The following is an 18,313-nucleotide window of genomic DNA, read 5'->3' as shown; positions in this document are numbered from 1 at the left end:
GGGACCCATTACCCCGAATGCTCGTTGTTGCGTGACGCTGCGGCCACAATCCCGCTTACAATCACATGCGGTGGTTATCGGTTCCGGCCTTCGCCGGGACGACGCAGGGGATGTGGCGCGACATCGGGCACAACGCCCTCACGCCACCAGCGCGATCTTCGGCACGGTGGCGAGCACCGACTGGTTGCGGCCGTTGGCCTTGGCGGCGTAGAGCGCCTTGTCGGCGGCTTCGACCAGGTCGGACCATTGCTGGCCGGCGAGCGGCCGCATGCTGGCGACGCCGATGCTCACCGTCGTGATCAGCTCACCCTCGCACCATTGCTGGACCTTGCCGCGGATGGTCTCTGCCAGGTTGAAGGCCTCGAGAGCGGTCGTGTTGGGCAGCAGCACGGCGAATTCCTCGCCGCCGAAGCGCGCCGGGCAATCGCCGGCGCGGCGCACCGCATCCGAAATGCAGATCGCGATTCCCACCAGCACCTGATCGCCGGCCTGATGCCCATAGGTGTCGTTATAGGCCTTGAAATGGCCGTACCGGCCGGCGCGGCGCCATTCGCGGTCGATCTCGGCATCGAATTTGCGCCGGTTCTTCAGGCCGGTGAGCGCGTCGGTGGTCGCGAGCTCCTCGAGCTTGTCCTCGGCGTCGGCGCGGCGGACGATCTCGCGGGCGAGCACCAGCGTCGCGCTGAGCACGAACAGCACCAGAACGGCCATGATCGTGCCGATCCGGATCGCCTCGGTGCGCCAGAGACTGAAGACGGCTTCGAGCGGCTTGCCGACCACGACGTAAAGCGGCCCGCCGCTGCCGCTGCGCCTGACATAGAGCCGCGGCGTGTCGTCGACCGGGCCCTTGCCGGAGAATGCGCCGCCCACCTTCAGGTTCTCGGAACTCCAATCCAGCTGCTCGGCGAGGTTCTTGCCGATCACGTCGAGATCGAACGGCGTCCGCATGATGATGGTACGGTCGTCGCGCAGTACCGTGATGGTGTCGCCCGGCGTGAGGTTCAGCCGTCCGAACAGATCGTGGAAGTAGCTGAAGCGGATCGAGCCGACCACGACGCCGAGAAAGCGGCCGTCGTCGCCGGTGATGCGCCGGCTCAGCACGATGGCGTAGGCGCCGCGATGCAGCATCGGCCGGCTGACATACAGCCCGGTGTCGGAATGGTCGCGCTGGAGGTGAAATACTCCTCGTCGCTGCGGTTCTCCGGCTGCGGATCGAGGCTCGCCGCGTCGATGGTCAGATTGCCCTTGGTGTCGAACACCTGGATCGCGCCGAAATGCTTTGCGGTCGCGGCGTGATCGAACAGGATCAGCTGGCGTAGTTCCCTGCTGACGCCGCGGATCTCCGGCATTTCCAGATTGCTGGCGACCGCGCGCAGCGACAGGTCGTAGAGCTCGATGTTGCGGCTGATGTCGGCCTCGATGCCTGACGCCAGATTCTCCAGGGTTCGGCGGGCCAGTTGCTCCTCGCCGCGGCGCATGTCGAACATCACGCCGGCGCAGATCGCGGAAAAGCCGAGGACGGTCGCAACGGATGCGGCGATCAGCAGCTTTGCCGATAGCCGCCAGCGCCGCCTTGCGTCGTTTCCCCGTTGAAATGACATGTCCCGCTCCAAGGCGCCGTCATGCAACGGGAAATCTTGTTGTCGCCTTAAATGGCGACAGCGGCCGCCGAATGGGTTAACGGGTGGTTGCCGGACCCTGGCTTTTTGTCATCGAGGATGTTGTGAACGACTACGACGCGCTGCGGGATTATCTGAAGAAGCAGCATTTGCCCGAATTCGTGCTGACCTTCGACGAGATCGAGGCGATCATTGATGCGGCGCTGCCGCGCGCCGCGCACCGGGCGTCGTGGTGGGAAACCCTGCGCAGCCCGCAGGAGAAGATGCCGCAGCGCGAGGCCTGCCTCGACGCCGGCTACATCGCCACCCGTCAGGCCGACGGCAAGAGCGTCAGGTTCAAGCGAATGACCAACCGTCGTCCCGGCGAACGCCGGGACCCATAACCACTGCGCATTGTTGTTACGAAGGCAACTGGCCCCAGCGTGTCATGGATGGGCCGCGGCGTATGGGTCCCGGCTCAAGGCCGGGACGACAAGATCTAGCTCGCGGCTTCCAGCCGTTCCTCGGTGAGGAGGCGCGTGGCGGCGTCGGCGTCCATCGGCTCGCCGAAGGCAAAGCCCTGCGCGTATTCACAGCCGAGCTGGTAGAGCTCGACGGCGTCCGAATCCGTCTCGGCGCCTTCCGCGACCACTTCCATGCCGAGATCGTGCGCCAGCGCGATGATCGATTTCAGGATCACCGGGCGGGTGCCGCGGCTCGTGGTGCGGACGAAGGACTGGTCGATCTTGATGGTGTCGAACGGGAAGCGCTGCAGGTAGGACAGCGAGGAGTGGCCGGTGCCGAAATCGTCGAGCGACAGCCCGGTGCCGAGCTCGCGGATCCGCGCCAGCATCTGGGCGGCGTGCTCCGGATTCTCCATGACCAGCGATTCCGTCAGCTCCAGCTTCAGTGTGCCGCGCGCCACCGAGGAGCGCGACAGCACGGTGCGGATATCGTGGATCAAATCGTGGCGCAGCAATTGCCGCGACGACACGTTGACCGACGCGAAGATCGGCTCGCGCGCGCGCATCGCGCGCTGCCACACCGCGAGCTGGCGCGCGGTCTGGTCCATCACGAACATGCCGAGATCGACGATCAGGCCGGTCTCCTCGGCGACGTTGATGAACTCCGACGGCGACATCCGGCCGAGCTTGGGATGGTCCCAGCGCACCAGCGCCTCGAAGCCGGCGATGGCGCGATCCTCCAGCCGCACGATCGGCTGGTACAGGATCGTGAGCTCCTGGCGCTCGATGGCGCGGCGCAGATCGCTTTCCAGGGTCAGGCGGTCGGTCTTCCGCGCCCGCATCGCCGGCTTGTAGACATCGATGCGGTCGCCGCCGATCCGCTTGGAATGATACATCGCAAGCTCGGCGTCCTTGATGATCTCGTCGGTTAGCGGCGCCGCCGGGTCGGACAGCGCAAGGCCGATCGACGCGGTCAGGAAGATCTCGCGGTCGTTGAACGCGATCGGGGCGCGGATGGTCTTGCGGATGGTCTCGGCGAAATTGGTGATCCGCGCCGGGTCCTGCTCGGACAGCAGGATCAGGCCGAACTGGTCGCCAGCCATGCGCGCCAGCGTGTCCTGCGGCTTGAGGATGCGGGTCAGACGGCGCGCCAGCGTCAGCAGGATGGAGTCGCCGACCGCAATCCCGACGGAATCGTTGACCTGCTTGAAGCGATCGAGGTCGATCACCATCAAGGTCGGCCGCAGGTTCGGCATGGTCTTGGCGAGGTTCGCCACCGCGCCGAGGCGGTCCATGAACAGCCGTCGGTTCGGCAGCCCGGTCAGATTGTCGTGCACCGAGTCGTGCAGCATCCGCTCTTCGGAGTTCTTGAACTCGGTGACGTCGGTCAGGGTGCCGACCACGCGCGAGACCTCGCCGTCGGAGCCGACCACCGGCCGCGCCTTCAGCGCGAACCACATGAAGTGGCCGTCGGGCGTGCGCAGCCGGAAATCCTGCACCAGGCGGCCGCGGCGCTGGTCGAGCACGCTGTCGAGCGCGGCGCGGAAGCGGTCCTGGTCGAGCGGGTGCAGCACTTCGAGCCATTTTGCCGCCGGGCCTTCCAGCGTGCCGCGCTTCAGGCCGAGCAGCGCCTCGGTTTCCGGGCTGGTAAACACCTTGTCGGCGGAGACATCCCAGTCCCAGATCAGATCGCCGGAGCCGGTCAGCGCCAGGGCGCGGCGCTCGACATCGGAGACGACGCCGGTGGTGGCGCCGCCGCCCGCGAAGGCGTGCTGCATCACCGTGAAGCCGATCAGCATCACGATCAGCACCAGGCCGCCGAGCAGCGCCGGACCGACGATGTCGTTGGTGACGGAACCCGCGACCGTCATGCCGGCCGCGACCACCCAGACCACCAGCAGGAACCAGGTCGGGATCAGGAGCACCGCGCGGTCGAAGCCGTGGGTGGAGAGGTAGACGATCAGCGCAAAGCCGGCGAAGGCGATCATGACCAGAGACATGCGCGCGATGCCGGAGGCGACCGCCGGATCGAACAGCGCCAGCGCAACCAGCGAGCCGAGGAAGACGAGCCAGCCGATCGTGATGTGCGAGTAGCGGACGTGCCAGCGACTGAGATTGAGGTAGGCGAACAGGAACACGAGCAACGTCGCTGCGAGGATCGCCTCGCCCGCCGCGCGCCAGACGCGCTCGGCGTTGTTCGACATGTCGAGCACCTTGCCCCAGAAGCCGAAATCGACGCCGATATAGACCAGCACCGCCCAGGCCAGCGCCGCGGCGGCCGGGAACATGATGCTGCCCTTGACCACAAACAAAATCGTGAGCACGAGCGCGAGCAGGCCCGAGATGCCGATCACGATGCCCTGGTACAGCGTGAACGAATTGACCTTGTCCTTGTAGGCGTCGGGTTCCCACAGATAGAGCTGCGGCAGCTTGTCGGTGCGCAGTTCCGCGACATAGGTGACGACGGCGCCGGGATCGAGCGTGATGCGAAACACGTCGGCGGTCGGGCTCTCCTGCCGCTCGGGACGATCGCCGACCGACGGAGTGATGGTGGCGATGCGCGACAGGCCGAGGTCGGGCCACAACAGGCCTGATGATACGATGCGGTAGTGCGGCGCGACGATCAGGCGGTCGAGTTGGTCGTCGGTGTTGTTGGCGAGCGCGAACACCACCCAGTTCTGGCCGCCTTCGCGGGCGCGAACTTCGATGCGGCGCACGATGCCGTCGGTTCCGGGTGCGGTGGAAACCTGGATGCGGTCGGTTTCGCTGCGCTGATGGTCGAGAACCGCGGTGAGGTCGATCGCCGGCGCATCGCTGCGCACGCTGACCGCGTCGATCGCATACGCGTCAGGCGCAGCGGCAAACATCATGAGGCCCAGCGCCAGCAGCGCAAGGCACCTGATCAGACGCAATGTCAGTACTCCGCGATCGACAAACTGCCCGGGCCCGGCGACCGGCCCGGAGGTGGCGCGATAAATGACACGAAAGCGAAGGGAATCAAAGGGTTTCCGCCTCTGCTTCCGCTGCGAGAGTTAAACCGCCAACACAATTTTGCCAATATGTTCGCTGGTCTCCATGCGCCGGTGCGCATCGGCGGCCTTTTCCAGCGGGAATGTGCTGTCCATCAGCGGTTTGACACGACCTTCGCGCAGCAGCGGCAGCACCTTTGCCTCGATCGCCGCGACCATTGCCGCCTTGTCCGCATTACTACGGGGGCGCAGGGTCGAGCCGGTGTGGTACAGCCGCTTGACCATCAGCTTGGCAAAATTGGCGGTGGCGTTCGGTGTTCCCGACAGGAACGCGATCTGGACGATGCGGCCCTCGACCGCGGCGGCGTCATAGTTCCGGTCGATATAGTCGCCGCCCACCATGTCGAGGATGACATTGGCGCCGTTGCCGCCGGTCGCCTTCTTCACCGCCTCGACGAAATCCTCGGTCTTGTAGTTGACCGCGTGATCGGCGCCGAGCTTGAGGCAGGCGTCGGCCTTGTCCTGCGAGCCGACGGTGACGATCACCTTGGCGCCGAACGCCTTGGCAAGCTGGATCGCCATCGTCCCGATGCCCGACGAGCCGCCGTGGATCAGCAGCGTCTCGCCGGCCTTGAGCGCGCCGCGCTCGAACACGTTGTGCCAGACGGTCATCAGCGTTTCCGGAATGGCGCCGGCTTCCTGCATCGACAACGAGGGCGGCACGGTCATCGCCTGCGCGTCCTGCGCGATGCAGTATTGCGCGTAGCCGCCGCCGGCGACGAGCGACATCACCTTGTCGCCAATCTTGTGCTTCGCGCCTTCGCCGAGCGCGACCACTTCGCCTGCGATCTCGAGGCCGGGCAGGTCGCTCGCGCCGGGCGGCGGCGGATAGGAGCCGGAGCGCTGCGCGACGTCAGGGCGGTTGACGCCGGCGGCCGCGACCTTGACCAGGATTTCGCCGGGACCCGGCACCGGCAGCGCGCGGGTCTCCGGCACCAGCACCTCCGGGCCACCTGGCTTGCTGATGGCAACGACGGTCATTTGCGCGGGCAGGTTTGGCATGGTTCGTCCCTGGTCAGTGAAGTGGATTGGCTCGTGGCATACCGCCTTTTGCGAGGAAGCGAAACGCCATTAAGTCCCGAACCGCCTCGTCAGATGGTCGGCTTTTTCGGGGCTGATTTTCTCGACCGGCAGGCCGAGCCTTGCGACAGGAGTGCCGGCGCCGCTGTCCAGCAGCGGGAGGAGTAGGCCATTGGGCCAGGACGGGATCACATCGTTGCGACCGAGTGCGCCGAGCACGCGCTCCGCGAGATCAGGCACGATGCTCCACGCCAGCGTGGCGCAGAGCGCGACAAGGTTGAGGCCCGTGCGGGTGATGATCGCGGCACGTGCGGGATCGGACTTGATCGCCGTCCATGGCGCGGTGTGTTGCAGGTAAGCGTTCGCGGTGTCCCAGATCGCGCGGGTCGTTGCCGCAGCGGCGCGAAACTCCAGCGCCGTGTGATGGCGGTGGAGCGCTGCGATGCGCTGTTCCAGATCAGACGCGAGCTGCCGCTCGGCATCACCGGGTGCACCGCCATCCGGGATGTGGCCCTCGAAGGCGAGATGCGCAAAGCTGATGATGCGGTTGGCGAGGTTGCCGAAGATGTCGGCGAGATCCTTGTTCACGTCGGCAACGAATCTCGCGACGCTGAAATCGGTGTCGGCACTTTCGGGCGCGTTGGCGATCAGCCACCAGCGCCAGAGATCGGCCGGCAATTCCTCCAGCGCCGCATCGGTGAAGATGCCGCGCTTCCGGCTGGTCGAGAACTTGCCGCCCTCGTAGTTGAGCCAGTGGAATCCCTTGATCACATCGGCGGTCTTCCACGGCTCGCCGGAGCCGATCAGCGTCGCCGGAAAGCTCACGGTGTGGAACGGGATGTTGTCCTTGCCGAGAAACTGGATGTAGCTGACGTCATTGGCCTGCCACCACCATTCCCGCCAGTCGCGGCCGGGCGCTGCCGCGGCCCATTCCTGCGTGGCCGCGATGTAGCCGATCGGCGCATCGAACCAGACGTAGAACACCTTGCCGTCAAAACCCTCGCGCGGGACGGCGATGCCCCAGGCGAGGTCGCGCGTGATGCAGCGGTCGCGCAGCTCGGCATTGAGCCAGCTCTTGGCGGTCGACACCACGAAGGGCGGCCAGCCGGTGCGGCTGTCGATCCACGCGCCGATGCTGTCGACCAGCTGCGACTGGCGCAGGAACAGATGACGGCTCTCGCGGATCTCGAGCGCGCGGTCGCCTGATAGCGCCGAGCGCGGATCAATCAACTCGGGCGGGTCAAGCAGCGTGCCGCACTGGTCGCACTGATCGCCGCGCGCCGATCCATCGCCGCAATGCGGGCAGGTGCCGAGCACGTAGCGGTCGGGCAGGAAGCGCCGGTCGGCCGGCGACCACACCTGCCGCGACGAGCGCGCCTCGATCAGCCCGGCTGCGTCCAGCCGGCGATAGAAGTGCCGCGTCAACGCATGATTGTGCGGCGCGCTGGTGCGGCCGAAATGATCGAAGGACAGACCGAAGCGCCGGTAGATGTCGGCCTGGATGGCGTGCTGCGCATCGCAGAACGCCCTGATATCTTGCCCGGCCTCGATGGCGCCGAGCTCGGCCGGCGTGCCGTGCTCGTCGGTCGCGCAGATGAAGAGCACGTCGCAGCCGGTCTGCCGACGGAAGCGGGCGTGGACGTCGGCGGGCAGCAGCGAGCCGATCAGATTGCCGAGATGCTTGACGCCGTTCACATAAGGAAGCGCGCTGGTGATGAGAATCTTGGTCATGGGTTAAGGTCTTTCGCGTCTGGTGATGCCGACCCCGGTGCAATCAAATCGAAAATCAAAAAGCCCTCCCGCATGATCGGAAGGGCTTGGGTCGGCTCATGCCTGGCGCGCAGGCGCACTATCCCGTCCGGTCAGACTCCTTGCGGTCGGGCCGGGGGCATTCGCGTCAGATGTTGCGCGCACACGAAAGTCACTGCAAAATTCTCCTGCACAAGGACATTACCAGCTCTGGACGCACGGCGCCAGATCATCATCGCGGGGAGGACACATGCCGATTGAGGATGAGGACCGGCCGCGGAAGAAGATCACCCACGAGATCGGACAGGATCTCTCGCTGCTGTCGGTCGAGGAATTGACCGAGCGCATCGCGCTGCTCACTGCCGAAGTCGATCGCCTGAAAGAAGCGATGACGAAGAAGCGCGCGTCGAAGGATGCCGCGAACGCGTTCTTCAAGTCGTAGCCAGCGACATCACATCACGTCGTCCCGGATAAGCGAGCAAAGCGAGCGTGATCGGGGACCCGTAACCACAGCTGTTTCTCGTCGCGTTCGGCTTGGGCCACAGCTGCGGCGCAACGCGGGCTTTGGTGGTTGGGTCCCGGCGTTCGCCGGGACGACTCAAGTGACCGACTTGGGGATCAACTTGGACCTGTCCCAAACTAGGTCAATGGCCGACATGGCAAACAAAGCCTGAAGAAATCCGTTCATTTACGATCGGTTAAGCTTTCTCGATTATGACTGCATTGTCCTCGTTTGGACACCGAGTGGCTCCTGTCCACTCTGTTTGACGCCTCCCTGTTATCAACTTCAAAAGCCGCCGGAAACGGCGGCTCTTTTTTGTGCGTCCTATCCGTTGGAAACCATAAATCCGGTTGCGGCTGGACTCTTCGGCGCGCCCGCGCAATGATTTGTTCATCATAAGCTGGCGCGTCAGATGCCAGCGGGCGTTACGATGGTGTGAGGGCGTTAACCATGGCGGATCGTTCCCAGAACGAAGCCGGGCTTGTGCTGTTCAGTGAACGGCTGACCAATTCTGCGGCATTCGGCGTGCTGTTCCGGGAAGGCATGGATCTGGTCGAGCAGACCGCCGCCTATCTCGACGGCGACGGCCGTGCCGAGGCGAAGGCGCTGGAACGCTCCGTCAGCCTGACCTATGCCACCGAGAGCATGCGCCTGACCACGCGGCTGATGCAGCTCGCGTCGTGGCTGCTATTGCATCGCGCGGTCAAGGAAGGCGAGATGACGCTGACCCAGGCCAATCGCGAAAAGACCAAGGTGAAGCTGTCGGCCGCCGATCCCGGCCCGGTCGACATGGTGACCAAGCTGCCGGAGCAATTGCAGCAGCTGATCGCCCGCTCGATGGACCTGCAGGCGCGTGTCCGCCGCCTCGATACCACGATCCATGCGCCGGCGCCGGATCGATCATCGATCGGCAACCCGCTGGTGCCTCAGCTCAACCGGCTCAAGGCTGCGTTCGAGCAGTAAGATTCGAACCGTCAACTCAGTGTGAAGCCCCAGTGCGGCGTGGCTTGGCCCGCCGCTGTGACGTGTGCTGATCGATCACCTGCCGCAGCCGTATCGCCGCGGCCTCCAGCTCCTCCGGTTCGAAGCCGCCGAAGCCGAGCATGAGGCCGGGCCGTGCCGCCGCCTTGTACATCGGTGAAATCGGCCGCACGACGATGCCGTCGGCAAGTGCGGTCTTGGCCAGTTGCACATCATCGAAGCCTTGCGGCAGCCACAGCAGCAGATGCATGCCCTGGTCGCTCGGCTGCAGCGTGACGCCGTCGGGCATGTGACGCGTCAGCGATGCGATCAGTGTCGCGCGGCGCGCAGCGTAGACGCCGCGAATGCGCCTGATATGCGCTTCGAACAGCCCCTCGCGCATGTAGGCCGCCAGCACGTGCTGGTCGGCGGTCGGCGAATGCCGGTCGAGCAGCGCCCGCGCGCCGGCGAAGGCGTCGATCAGCGGCAGCGGCGCCACGACGTAGCCGAGCCGCAGCGAAGGAAACAGCACCTTGCTGAGCGTGCCCAGATAAATCACGCGCGACGGCGCGAGGCCCTGCATCGACGGGAAGGGATGACCGGCATAGCGCAGCTCGCTGTCATAATCGTCCTCGACGATCCACGCATTGCTTCGCTGCGCCCACGCCACCAGGGCGTTGCGGCGGGCCATGCTCATCGGCATGCCCAGCGGGTACTGATGCGAGGGCGTCACGAAGGCCGCGCGCGCATCCGGGCACGTGGCAATTGCTGCATCGACGTCGATGCCCTGCGCATCGACGCCCACGCGCGTGGTGACGAGATCGAGATCGTCGAGCACGGCGGTCATGCCGGGATAAGCCGGATCCTCGGCCCACACCCGATCGCCCGCCGACAGCAGCACGCGGCCGGCGAGATAAAGGCCCTGCTGCGTGCCGGCCGTGATCACGACCTGCTCGGGCTCGCAATGCACCGCGCGGGATTTGCGCACATAGTCGGCGATCGCCTGCCGCAGCGCCATCAGGCCGCGTGGATCGCCATAGCTTGCCGGCGCTGCCGCGCGCGACGCGCGCACGCGGTTGCCGAGGCGGCGCCAATTGTCGTCGGGCGCGACGGCGCCTCCGGGGACCGCGATCGCAAACGGGACTTCCGGCATCGGCGTGAAGGCCGTCACCACCTTGGCAAGTCGCGCCGCGCGCGCAGGCAGCTGGATCGGCACGGGCCTGTTCAGGCTGCGATTGACCACGACCGACCGTGCTTGCTCTGCAAGCGTCGGTGCGACGCGGGTGCCGGCGCCGACCTGCGATTGCAGATAACCCTCGGCCTGCAATTGCTCGAAGGCTTCCGTGACCGTGCCGCGCGCGACGCCGAGCGAGGCCGACAGCGCGCGTGTCGACGGCAGATATTCGCCGGCCTTCAGTTCGCCATTGGCGATGGCGGCGCGGAGGGCCCGCGCGATCTGGCGTCCGACCTGTCCGGCGGCGCGGTCGACCGCCCGCAGCGAGGGGATGCTGATGGTGGCGCGCGGGCGGGGCATAGTGGACCAGTCATGATGATCGAAAGTGGCTCTTATCATAGGCCACTTCGACGCTATTGTGCGAGCAACAATTCGATGAGGTTTGCCAAGAGGCCTGCCATGTACCTGCCGCCGCATTTCAAGATGGATGAGCTCGGCCCGATCCACGCCGCGATGCGGGCCTCAAAGCTCGCGACACTGGTTACCGCGACCGCGGACGGGCTGATCGGAACGCCGCTGCCGCTGATCCTCAATGAAAACGAGGGCGATTACGGCACGCTGTACGGTCACGTCGCGCGGCCCAATCCGCAATGGAAGCTGCCCGCCGTGGGTGAGGCGATGGCGATCTTCATGGGGCCCGACGCCTATGTGACGCCGTCCTGGTATGTGACCAAGGCCGAGCACGGCAAGGTGGTGCCGACCTGGAATTACCTCGCCGTCCACGCCTATGGCGCTGCCGAGTTCTTCGAGGACGCGGATCGCCTGCTCGACGTCGTGACCCGCTTGACCGAGTTGCATGAGAAATCGCGCAAGGAAGTCTGGCAGGTCAGCGATGCGCCTGATGATTTCATCAAGGCGCAGCTGCGCGGCATTGTCGGCTTCCGGATGCCGATCACCCGGATCGACGCCAAGAAGAAGATGAGCCAGAACCGCAAGCTCGAGGATCGCGCCGGTGTCATCGCGGGCCTGGGCGCCAGCGACAATCCTGTTGATCACGAAGTCGCGGCGATGATCCCGGCGAATTGACGAAAGCCACTGATGGAATTGTACCTTGCCTTTGCGATCACGACCGCGACCTTCGCGCTGATCCCGGGGCCGGCCATGCTCTACGCGGCGGCCCGCACCCTGGCGGGTGGCCGGCGCGCGGGGCTGATGGCATCGCTCGGCCTGCATCTTGGTGGCTATGTCCATGTCGTCGCCGCGGCCGCCGGCCTCGCGCTTCTGTTTCATGCGGTGCCGCCGCTATTCACAGTGATGAAGCTCGCCGGTGCGGCCTATCTGCTCTGGCTCGGGCTGTCGCTGTTTCGCGATCGCGGCAGTGCAAAGCGCCCTGAGCTTGCGCCGCTTTCCGCGGAGCGCGCCTTCGCGCAAAGCATCGTCGTCGAGGTGCTCAATCCGAAGACCGCGATCTTCTTCCTGGCGTTCCTGCCGCAGTTCGTCGATGCGTCGACAAGCGTGCCGGTCTGGGCCCAACTGTTCCTGCTCGGCACCATCGTCAACCTGACGTTCTCGGCAGTCGATATCGTCTGCGTGCTCTTCGCCAGTGCCGTGATGGCAAGGCTGCAGCGCTCCCGCAGGTCACAGCGGATCATGCAACGGATCGGCGGCAGCATCCTGGTCGCGCTCGGCGCGCGGCTCGCCTTCCAGGATCGCTAGGGGCACGGCGATCCATCTGCCGGTGTCCGCCTCGCGCGCGTGCCACTGAGTTGCCCGACGACGTAAGCCCATCGCGTGCAGAACTCGGGCGATTCATGTCGCGAGAATGCGGATGTGTGGCTCACAAGTGGCGCAACAAACTCGGTGTCGTCCCGGGCTCGATCCGGGACACATAACCACAAATGGCAGTTGTTGCGCGACGTGGGGGCTACAGCCCTCTTCAACAACACAACCCTGTGGTTATGGGTACCTGCGTTCGCAGGGACGACGATTGTGGATGTAGATCGCGCCACACATTCGGTGTCGTCCTGGCGAAAGCCAGGACCCATAACCCCGAATGCTCGCTGTTGCGCGACGCTGGGGCTACAGCCCTCTTCAACAACACAACCCTGTGGTTATGGGTACCTGCGTTCGCAGGGACGACGATTGTGGATGCAGGCCGTGCCACACACCCGGTGTCGTCCTGGCGAAAGCTAGGACCGATCCGGAGCAGCCCAAACAAAAACGCCCCCGAGATGGAGGCGTTTTGCGTTTGATCGCAAGGGCGATCCCGAAGCGGACTTTAGTCCTTCTTGAGGAAGCCCGAAAACTTCTTCTGGAAGCGCGACACACGGCCGCCGCGGTCCATCAGCTGTTGGGTACCGCCGGTCCAGGCCGGGTGCGACTTGGGGTCGATGTCGAGGTTCAGCGTGTCGCCTTCCTTGCCCCAGGTCGAGCGGGTCAGGTACTCGGTGCCGTCGGTCATGACGACCTTAATCGTATGATAATTCGGATGAATATCGGCTTTCATGACAGTTCCTTCGGCGCGCCAGCGCCCGTCTCAAGACATCTAGGTACGGGATTTGGGCGGCTCTATAACCCATGGAGCCCCCCAAAACAAGCCAAGAAAGGGGAGCTTAAGCCCATCACCGGATTGGGACTTTACCGGATTTGCCAGCCGGGGGTCGGCGGGCCTATGTGGGGGGCGATAGAACCGGTCTAGATAATGAGTGTAGCCGAACAGCTTGAGCCCCCTCGCGGCCCCCCGGAGCCGCCGCGCGACGCGTTGCTCGATGAGGAGGCCTTCATCGAGAGCCAGATCATGGAGCCGGCGAAGAGCCGTGCCCGCTTGCGGCCCCTGCTTGCGCTCGCGCCCTATGTGGCGCGCTACAAGGGACGGGCGATCCTCGCGCTGATCTCGCTGACGATCGCGGCGATCACCACGCTGATCGTGCCGGTCGCGGTGCGGCGGATGATCGACCTCGGCTTCACGCCCGAAGGCATCGCGATGATCAACAGCTATTTCAGCGTGATGATCGCCGTCGTCGCGGTGCTCGCCTGTGCCAGCGCCTCGCGCTACTACCTCGTCATGACGATCGGCGAACGCATCGTCGCCGATCTCCGGCGCGACGTGTTCGCGCATCTGATTTCGCTGTCGCCCGCGTTCTTCGATTCCGCACGGAGCGGCGAGCTGGTGTCGCGGCTCACCGCCGACACCACGCAGATCAAGTCCGCGGTCGGCGCCTCGGTGTCGATCGCGCTGCGCAATGTGATGCTGTTCTTCGGCGCCGCCGCGATGATGGTGATCACGAGCCCGCGGCTCTCGGGCTTCGTGCTGCTCGCTATTCCGATGATCGTGATTCCGCTGGTCGCGTTCGGCCGCTGGGTGCGGCGGCTGTCGCGCACCGCCCAGGACACGCTGGCAGATGCCAGCGCCTATGCGAGCGAGCTGGTCAATGCGATCCGCACCGTGCAGGCCTATACCGGCGAGCGGCTTGCCAGGGCGCGCTTTGCCCGCGAGGTCGAGCAGGCCTATGAGGCCGCGCGCAGCTCGACCAAGGCGCGCGCGGTGCTGACGCTGATCGTCATCTTCATCGTGTTCGCCAGCGTCGTCGTGATCCTCTGGGTCGGCTCGCACGACGTCCTGATCGGCGCCATCAGCCCCGGCCGGCTCGGCCAGTTCATTCTCTATACGGCGTTCGCCGCGAGCGGCCTCGGCCAGCTCAGCGAGGTCTGGGGCGAGGTCTCGGCCGCATCGGGCGCCGCCGAACGGCTGTTCGAGATTTTGCGCGTCAGGCCGCAGATCGCACCTCCCGCGTCGCCGCGCGCGCTGCCGCAGCCCGCGCGCGGCGATGTCGGCTTCGACAATGTCAGCTTCGCCTATCCGACCAGGCCGAACGCGCTGGCCGTCGACGGCGTGTCGCTGGAGGTACGCTCCGGCGAGAAGGTCGCGATCGTCGGTCCGTCCGGCGCCGGCAAGAGCACGCTGTTCCACCTGCTGTTGCGCTTCTACGATCCGAAATCGGGCACCATCTCGCTCGACGGCGTGCCGATCCGGCAGGCCGATCCGGCCGACGTGCGCGCGCGGATCGCGCTGGTGCCGCAGGATTCCGTGGTGTTCGCCGCGAGCGCCCGCGACAACATCCGGTTCGGCCGGCCCGACGCCACCGACGCCGAGGTGGAGCGGGCCGCCGATCTGGCGCATGCCACCGAATTCCTGCGCCGGCTGCCCGGCGGCTTCGACGCCCAGCTCGGCGAGCGCGGCGTGACGCTCTCCGGCGGCCAGCGCCAGCGCATCGCGATCGCGCGCGCGATCCTGCGCGATGCGCCGCTGCTGCTGCTCGACGAGGCGACCTCGGCGCTCGACGCCGAGAGCGAGACGCTGGTGCAGACCGCGCTGGAGGAATTGATGCGCCATCGCACCACGCTTGTGATCGCGCATCGCCTGGCGACCGTGCTGTCCTGCGACCGCATCCTGGTGATGGATCAGGGCAGGATCGTCGAGCAGGGCGCTCACGCCGAGCTGGTGGCGGCGGGCGGCCTCTATGCGCGGCTGGCACGGCTGCAATTCGAGGGGATTTGAGCGAATTGGGGCTGTGCGCGCTCCGCCTATGCGATTCCTATGTGATCGAGCGCGTGCTCCCCTCGAAAACCTATTCCCGCGCAAGGATAGTCGCGCCGCGCCTGACCTCCCTCGACAGCCGAAGGAGTATCGGCGCGCGGGGTGTTCGACTGATGCGCGAGGACGCGACCGAACCGGAGAGCAAGCTGCTTCGTGCCTGGCAGCTTGCCGTGCTGCGCTTCGCGGTCACGCTCGACGACGACGATCGGATGCACGCGCTCGGTGTGGCCGGCGAGGTCGACCGGCTGGGCGGTGCGGCCGATGACGCCTTCCACTTTTTCCGCCGGACAACCGCGGAGCTGTGCGCGGCGATCTCCGGTCGGGGCGCGGATCAGGATGCCGTCATCCGGCGATTCCTGGCACAAATCGACGATGTCAGGCTCAAGCGCGCGGTCGAAGCGGCGATCGCCAGGGACCGCACGCCGCCGAAACTGGTGGCGAGCCGCATGAAGCCCGGCAACGATCTCTGGCGGGGGCTGCCGTCGCGGCGTGCAACAGGAACGTAGGGAGGGGCTCTCTGCAATCGCCGTCACGGCGCGGCGGATATTCCGCCAGAACATGTCGCCACGACCCCTTGCCGGGTTGCTGCGATGAGTGCGATGCGCTTCTCTGTGCTCGAAAAGAGATCGGTCGGTGTCGGACAATGCGGGGAGTGGCGATGGGTGGTTTGGTGATCAGCGGCGGCCGGGTGGTGGATCCGGCCAGCGGGATGGACGCGATCGGCGACGTCGCCGTCGTCGACGGCAAGATCGCCGCGGTCGGCACCGGCCTCGGCGGCGCCGAGCGGCAGATCGACGCCACCGGCCTTGTGGTGGCGCCCGGCTTCATCGACCTGCACGCGCATGGCCAGACCATACCGGCCGATCGCATGCAAGCGTTCGACGGGGTGACGACTTCGCTCGACCTCGAGGCCGGTGTGTTGCCGGTGGCATCCTGGTACAAGCGTCAGGCCGAGAAGGGACGGGTGCTGAACTACGGCGCCGCGGCCAACTGGGCGTTCGCGCGGATCGGCGCGATGACCGGCTCGAATGCGGAAAGCTCGCTGGAATCATTCGGCGCAGCGATGCGCGATCGCCGCTGGATCGAGAACGTGGCGACCGAGGGCGAGGTCGGCGGCATCCTCGCGCGCCTTGCCAACGGATTGAACGAGGGCGGCATCGGCATCGGCATTCTCAACGCCTATGCGCCGGGCGCCGGCGTGCAGGAACTGACCGCGGTGTGCCAGCTCGCCGCTGATCATGCGGTGCCGACCTTCACCCACGTCGCCTACATGTCACGCATCGATCCCGAGAGTGCGGCCGAGGCCTATATCCGCCTGATCGGCTATGCCGGTGCCACCGGCGCGCACATGCACATCTGCCATTTCAACTCGTCGAGCAAGACAGACATCGAGCGCTGTGTTGCGCTGATCGCGAAAGCGCAGGCGCAGGGCCTGCCGATCACGGTGGAGGCCTATCCCTACGGCACCGGCTCGACCGTGCTGGCGGCGACCTTCTTCAGCGATCCTAAATTCGAGGAGCGCAACGGCCTCGGCTATGATTCGGTGCAGCGCGTGACCGACGGTCACCGCTTCGGCAGCCGCGAGGAGCTGCTGGCGGCGCAGGCCGCGGAACCCTCGACGCTGGTGCTGTGGCATGTGCTCGATATCGAGAACAACCAGCACCATCGCGATCTGCTCGACATGGCGGTGCTGTATCCGGGTGGCGCGATCGCGTCCGACGCGATGCCATGGACGCTGTCGGATGGCCGTCCCTATACTGGCGACGCCTGGCCGCTGCCTGACGATGCCACCTCGCATCCGCGTTCGGCCGGCTGCTTCACCCGCTTCATCCGCGAATGGGTCCGCGAGCGCAGGAAGGTGTCGCTGCTCGAGGGCATCCGCAAATGTGCGCTGATCCCGGCGGAAATCCTGTCCGCGAGCACGCCGGCGATGCGCGCCAAGGGCAGGCTGCAGGCGGGCGCGGACGCTGACGTCGTGGTGTTCGACTTCGAGACGCTCAGCGATCGTGCGACCTTCTCCGCGATGAACCGCCCGGCGGAAGGCGTGCGGCATCTCGTGGTCAGCGGCCAGCCGCTGATCAATGATGGCGTCCTCGATGTCGCGGCGCGGCCGGGCCGGCCGGTGCGCCGGCCGGTCACTGGGGGCTGATGTGGCGGTCCCGATCCTGCTGGTCGCGGGTTTTCTCGGGGCGGGCAAGACCACGGTCGTCAACCATCTGCTGGCGCATGCGCAAGGCCGCCGCATCGCCGCCGTGGTCAATGATTTCGGCGCGATCAATATCGATGCGGAGCTGATCGCCGGCGCCAGCGATGGCGTGGTCAGCCTGAGCAATGGCTGCATCTGTTGCACGCTGGAGGGCGATCTGCTGCGCACGCTCGCAACCTTGCTGCGGCGGGATCCGCGTCCCGAATTCATCGTGATCGAGACCAGCGGGATCGCCGATCCCTCCGACATCGTCCGCAACCTGATGGATCCGGTGATCTGGAAGGAGGCGCCGCTGGAGACAGTGCTGTGCGTGGTTGACGCGACGCAGCCGGTGGTCGCGCTGGATGATGCGCTGCTGCGCTCGCAGTTGAGGGCGGCCGATGTGGTGGCGCTGAGCAAGGTCGATCTGGCTGATGCAGCCGCGTGCGCCGCGATCCGCGATGCGGTGCGGGCACTGCGTCCGGCGGCCGTGGTGGTCGATGCGCAGCATGGCGAGGTGCCGGCAGCGCTGCTGTTTCCCGCGGACCTCGATCGGTTGCCGGCGCCGCGCGAGACCGCGCCGCGCCGGCCGACATCCGACCGGTTCGAGACGCTGAGCTGGACCTCGGAGCGGCCGGTGCGGTTGCCGCGCTTGCAGCAGGCGATCGGCAAACTGGCGCCGAAGCTGGCGCGGGCGAAGGGATTGTTCGAGACGGTGGAGCAGCCCGGACGGCTGACGGTGTTTCAACTCGCCGGCGGACGCGCGACACTGGCTGCCGGCGGCGTGCCGGCGCCCGGCGTGCCACGAACGCGAATCGTGTTCATTGCGGAGATGGGCGCTCTGTCGCGGGCCGAGATCGATGAGGTGATGCAGGGATGTATCGAAGCCGAGTGATGCGAATTAGGTATTCCGTCATCCTGAGGAGCCGCGAAGCGGCGTCTCGAAGGATCGACGGCCACCAGCGTGGCCGTGCATCCTTCGAGGCTCGCCCAGCGGCGCAATTGCGCCGCAAGGCTCGCACCTCAGGATGACGG

Annotated in this window: 14 protein-coding genes and 1 pseudogene; 9 read left to right on the top strand and 6 right to left on the bottom strand. The window is 66.0% G+C overall.

Annotated features, from left to right (window positions below; all coding sequences use genetic code 11):
- Window positions 1-138: 138 nt before the first annotated feature.
- A pseudogene (locus AC066Y_RS01350) lies at window positions 139-1,601 on the bottom strand (sensor domain-containing diguanylate cyclase).
- A gap of 122 nt (window positions 1,602-1,723) precedes the next feature.
- Here AC066Y_RS01350 and AC066Y_RS01345 point away from each other — a divergent pair.
- A complete protein-coding gene (locus tag AC066Y_RS01345; RefSeq protein ID WP_478272319.1) occupies window positions 1,724-2,002 on the top strand; it encodes a DUF7662 domain-containing protein in 279 nt (92 codons plus the stop codon).
- A 95-nt stretch (window positions 2,003-2,097) separates the two neighbouring features.
- Here the strand turns inward: AC066Y_RS01345 and AC066Y_RS01340 are convergent, their stop codons facing one another.
- The 3 genes from AC066Y_RS01340 to metG form a co-directional block, all read right to left on the bottom strand.
- A complete protein-coding gene (locus AC066Y_RS01340; protein WP_171947977.1) occupies window positions 2,098-4,974 on the bottom strand; it encodes an EAL domain-containing protein in 2,877 nt (958 codons plus the stop codon).
- Window positions 4,975-5,094: 120 nt separating this feature from the next.
- Window positions 5,095-6,093, bottom strand: coding sequence for an NAD(P)H-quinone oxidoreductase (locus AC066Y_RS01335; RefSeq protein ID WP_478272318.1), 999 nt, complete (start codon window positions 6,091-6,093; stop codon window positions 5,095-5,097).
- 69 nt (window positions 6,094-6,162) lie between these two features.
- Window positions 6,163-7,842, bottom strand: coding sequence for a methionine--tRNA ligase (metG, locus tag AC066Y_RS01330; RefSeq protein WP_478272317.1), 1,680 nt, complete (start codon window positions 7,840-7,842; stop codon window positions 6,163-6,165).
- Window positions 7,843-8,110: 268 nt separating this feature from the next.
- Between metG and AC066Y_RS01325 the strand changes: the two genes are divergently transcribed.
- Window positions 8,111-8,302 carry a DUF1192 domain-containing protein gene (locus AC066Y_RS01325; RefSeq protein ID WP_106323181.1) on the top strand — a complete coding sequence of 64 codons (192 nt, stop codon included), beginning with the start codon at window positions 8,111-8,113 and terminating at the stop codon, window positions 8,300-8,302.
- A gap of 510 nt (window positions 8,303-8,812) precedes the next feature.
- Window positions 8,813-9,325: a protease adaptor protein RcdA gene (gene rcdA, locus AC066Y_RS01320; protein WP_092123179.1), complete on the top strand. Its 513-nt coding sequence runs from the start codon at window positions 8,813-8,815 to the stop codon at window positions 9,323-9,325.
- A 16-nt stretch (window positions 9,326-9,341) separates the two neighbouring features.
- Here rcdA and pdxR read toward each other — a convergent pair whose 3' ends face one another.
- Complete coding sequence (gene pdxR, locus AC066Y_RS01315) at window positions 9,342-10,856, bottom strand: MocR-like pyridoxine biosynthesis transcription factor PdxR (RefSeq protein WP_478272316.1); 1,515 nt, start codon at window positions 10,854-10,856, stop codon at window positions 9,342-9,344.
- Between the two features lie 99 nt (window positions 10,857-10,955).
- On the opposite strand from pdxR, the gene AC066Y_RS01310 reads away from it, so the two are divergent.
- Together AC066Y_RS01310 and AC066Y_RS01305 are read left to right on the top strand one after the other, a co-directional pair.
- The gene (locus AC066Y_RS01310) at window positions 10,956-11,582 is read left to right on the top strand and encodes an FMN-binding negative transcriptional regulator (protein WP_478272315.1); all 627 of its coding nucleotides are present in this window, start codon (window positions 10,956-10,958) and stop codon (window positions 11,580-11,582) included.
- A gap of 12 nt (window positions 11,583-11,594) precedes the next feature.
- Window positions 11,595-12,212: a LysE family translocator gene (locus AC066Y_RS01305; protein WP_478272314.1), complete on the top strand. Its 618-nt coding sequence runs from the start codon at window positions 11,595-11,597 to the stop codon at window positions 12,210-12,212.
- Window positions 12,213-12,774: 562 nt separating this feature from the next.
- On the opposite strand, the gene rpmE is transcribed toward AC066Y_RS01305, so the two are convergent.
- Window positions 12,775-13,002, bottom strand: a complete 228-nt coding sequence (gene rpmE / locus AC066Y_RS01300) for a 50S ribosomal protein L31 (protein ID WP_016845230.1) — start codon at window positions 13,000-13,002, stop codon at window positions 12,775-12,777.
- Window positions 13,003-13,197: 195 nt separating this feature from the next.
- Between rpmE and AC066Y_RS01295 the strand changes: the two genes are divergently transcribed.
- The 4 genes from AC066Y_RS01295 to AC066Y_RS01280 all read left to right on the top strand — a co-directional run bounded on the left by AC066Y_RS01295 (window position 13,198) and on the right by AC066Y_RS01280 (window position 18,173).
- A complete protein-coding gene (locus AC066Y_RS01295) occupies window positions 13,198-15,054 on the top strand; it encodes an ABC transporter ATP-binding protein/permease (RefSeq protein WP_478272313.1) in 1,857 nt (618 codons plus the stop codon).
- Window positions 15,051-15,599 (top strand): hypothetical protein, encoded by a 549-nt coding sequence (locus AC066Y_RS01290; RefSeq protein WP_478272312.1) that lies wholly within the window; start codon window positions 15,051-15,053, stop codon window positions 15,597-15,599. The genes AC066Y_RS01295 and AC066Y_RS01290 overlap by 4 nt, the downstream gene beginning before the upstream one ends.
- A 152-nt stretch (window positions 15,600-15,751) precedes the next feature.
- Window positions 15,752-17,242: an amidohydrolase family protein gene (locus tag AC066Y_RS01285; RefSeq protein WP_478272311.1), complete on the top strand. Its 1,491-nt coding sequence runs from the start codon at window positions 15,752-15,754 to the stop codon at window positions 17,240-17,242.
- A 1-nt stretch (window position 17,243) separates the two neighbouring features.
- A complete protein-coding gene (locus AC066Y_RS01280; protein WP_478272310.1) occupies window positions 17,244-18,173 on the top strand; it encodes a CobW family GTP-binding protein in 930 nt (309 codons plus the stop codon).
- Window positions 18,174-18,313: the final 140 nt, after the last annotated feature.

The sequence above is a fragment of the Bradyrhizobium sp. USDA3010 genome (assembly GCF_056429065.1).
This window is presented reverse-complemented; position numbering and strand designations above follow the sequence as displayed.

What these genes read in the sequence shown, in the direction of transcription:
- metG (WP_478272317.1), bottom strand. Translation starts at nt 7,842, where the DNA reads ATGACCAAGATTCTCATCACCAGCGCGCTTCCTTATGTGAACGGCGTC.
- pdxR (WP_478272316.1), bottom strand. Translation starts at nt 10,856, where the DNA reads ATGCCCCGCCCGCGCGCCACCATCAGCATCCCCTCGCTGCGGGCGGTC.
- AC066Y_RS01310 (WP_478272315.1), top strand. Translation starts at nt 10,956, where the DNA reads ATGTACCTGCCGCCGCATTTCAAGATGGATGAGCTCGGCCCGATCCAC.
- rcdA (WP_092123179.1), top strand. Translation starts at nt 8,813, where the DNA reads ATGGCGGATCGTTCCCAGAACGAAGCCGGGCTTGTGCTGTTCAGTGAA.
- AC066Y_RS01285 (WP_478272311.1), top strand. Translation starts at nt 15,752, where the DNA reads ATGGGTGGTTTGGTGATCAGCGGCGGCCGGGTGGTGGATCCGGCCAGC.
- AC066Y_RS01335 (WP_478272318.1), bottom strand. Translation starts at nt 6,093, where the DNA reads ATGCCAAACCTGCCCGCGCAAATGACCGTCGTTGCCATCAGCAAGCCA.
- rpmE (WP_016845230.1), bottom strand. Translation starts at nt 13,002, where the DNA reads ATGAAAGCCGATATTCATCCGAATTATCATACGATTAAGGTCGTCATG.
- AC066Y_RS01325 (WP_106323181.1), top strand. Translation starts at nt 8,111, where the DNA reads ATGCCGATTGAGGATGAGGACCGGCCGCGGAAGAAGATCACCCACGAG.
- AC066Y_RS01305 (WP_478272314.1), top strand. Translation starts at nt 11,595, where the DNA reads ATGGAATTGTACCTTGCCTTTGCGATCACGACCGCGACCTTCGCGCTG.
- AC066Y_RS01295 (WP_478272313.1), top strand. Translation starts at nt 13,198, where the DNA reads ATGAGTGTAGCCGAACAGCTTGAGCCCCCTCGCGGCCCCCCGGAGCCG.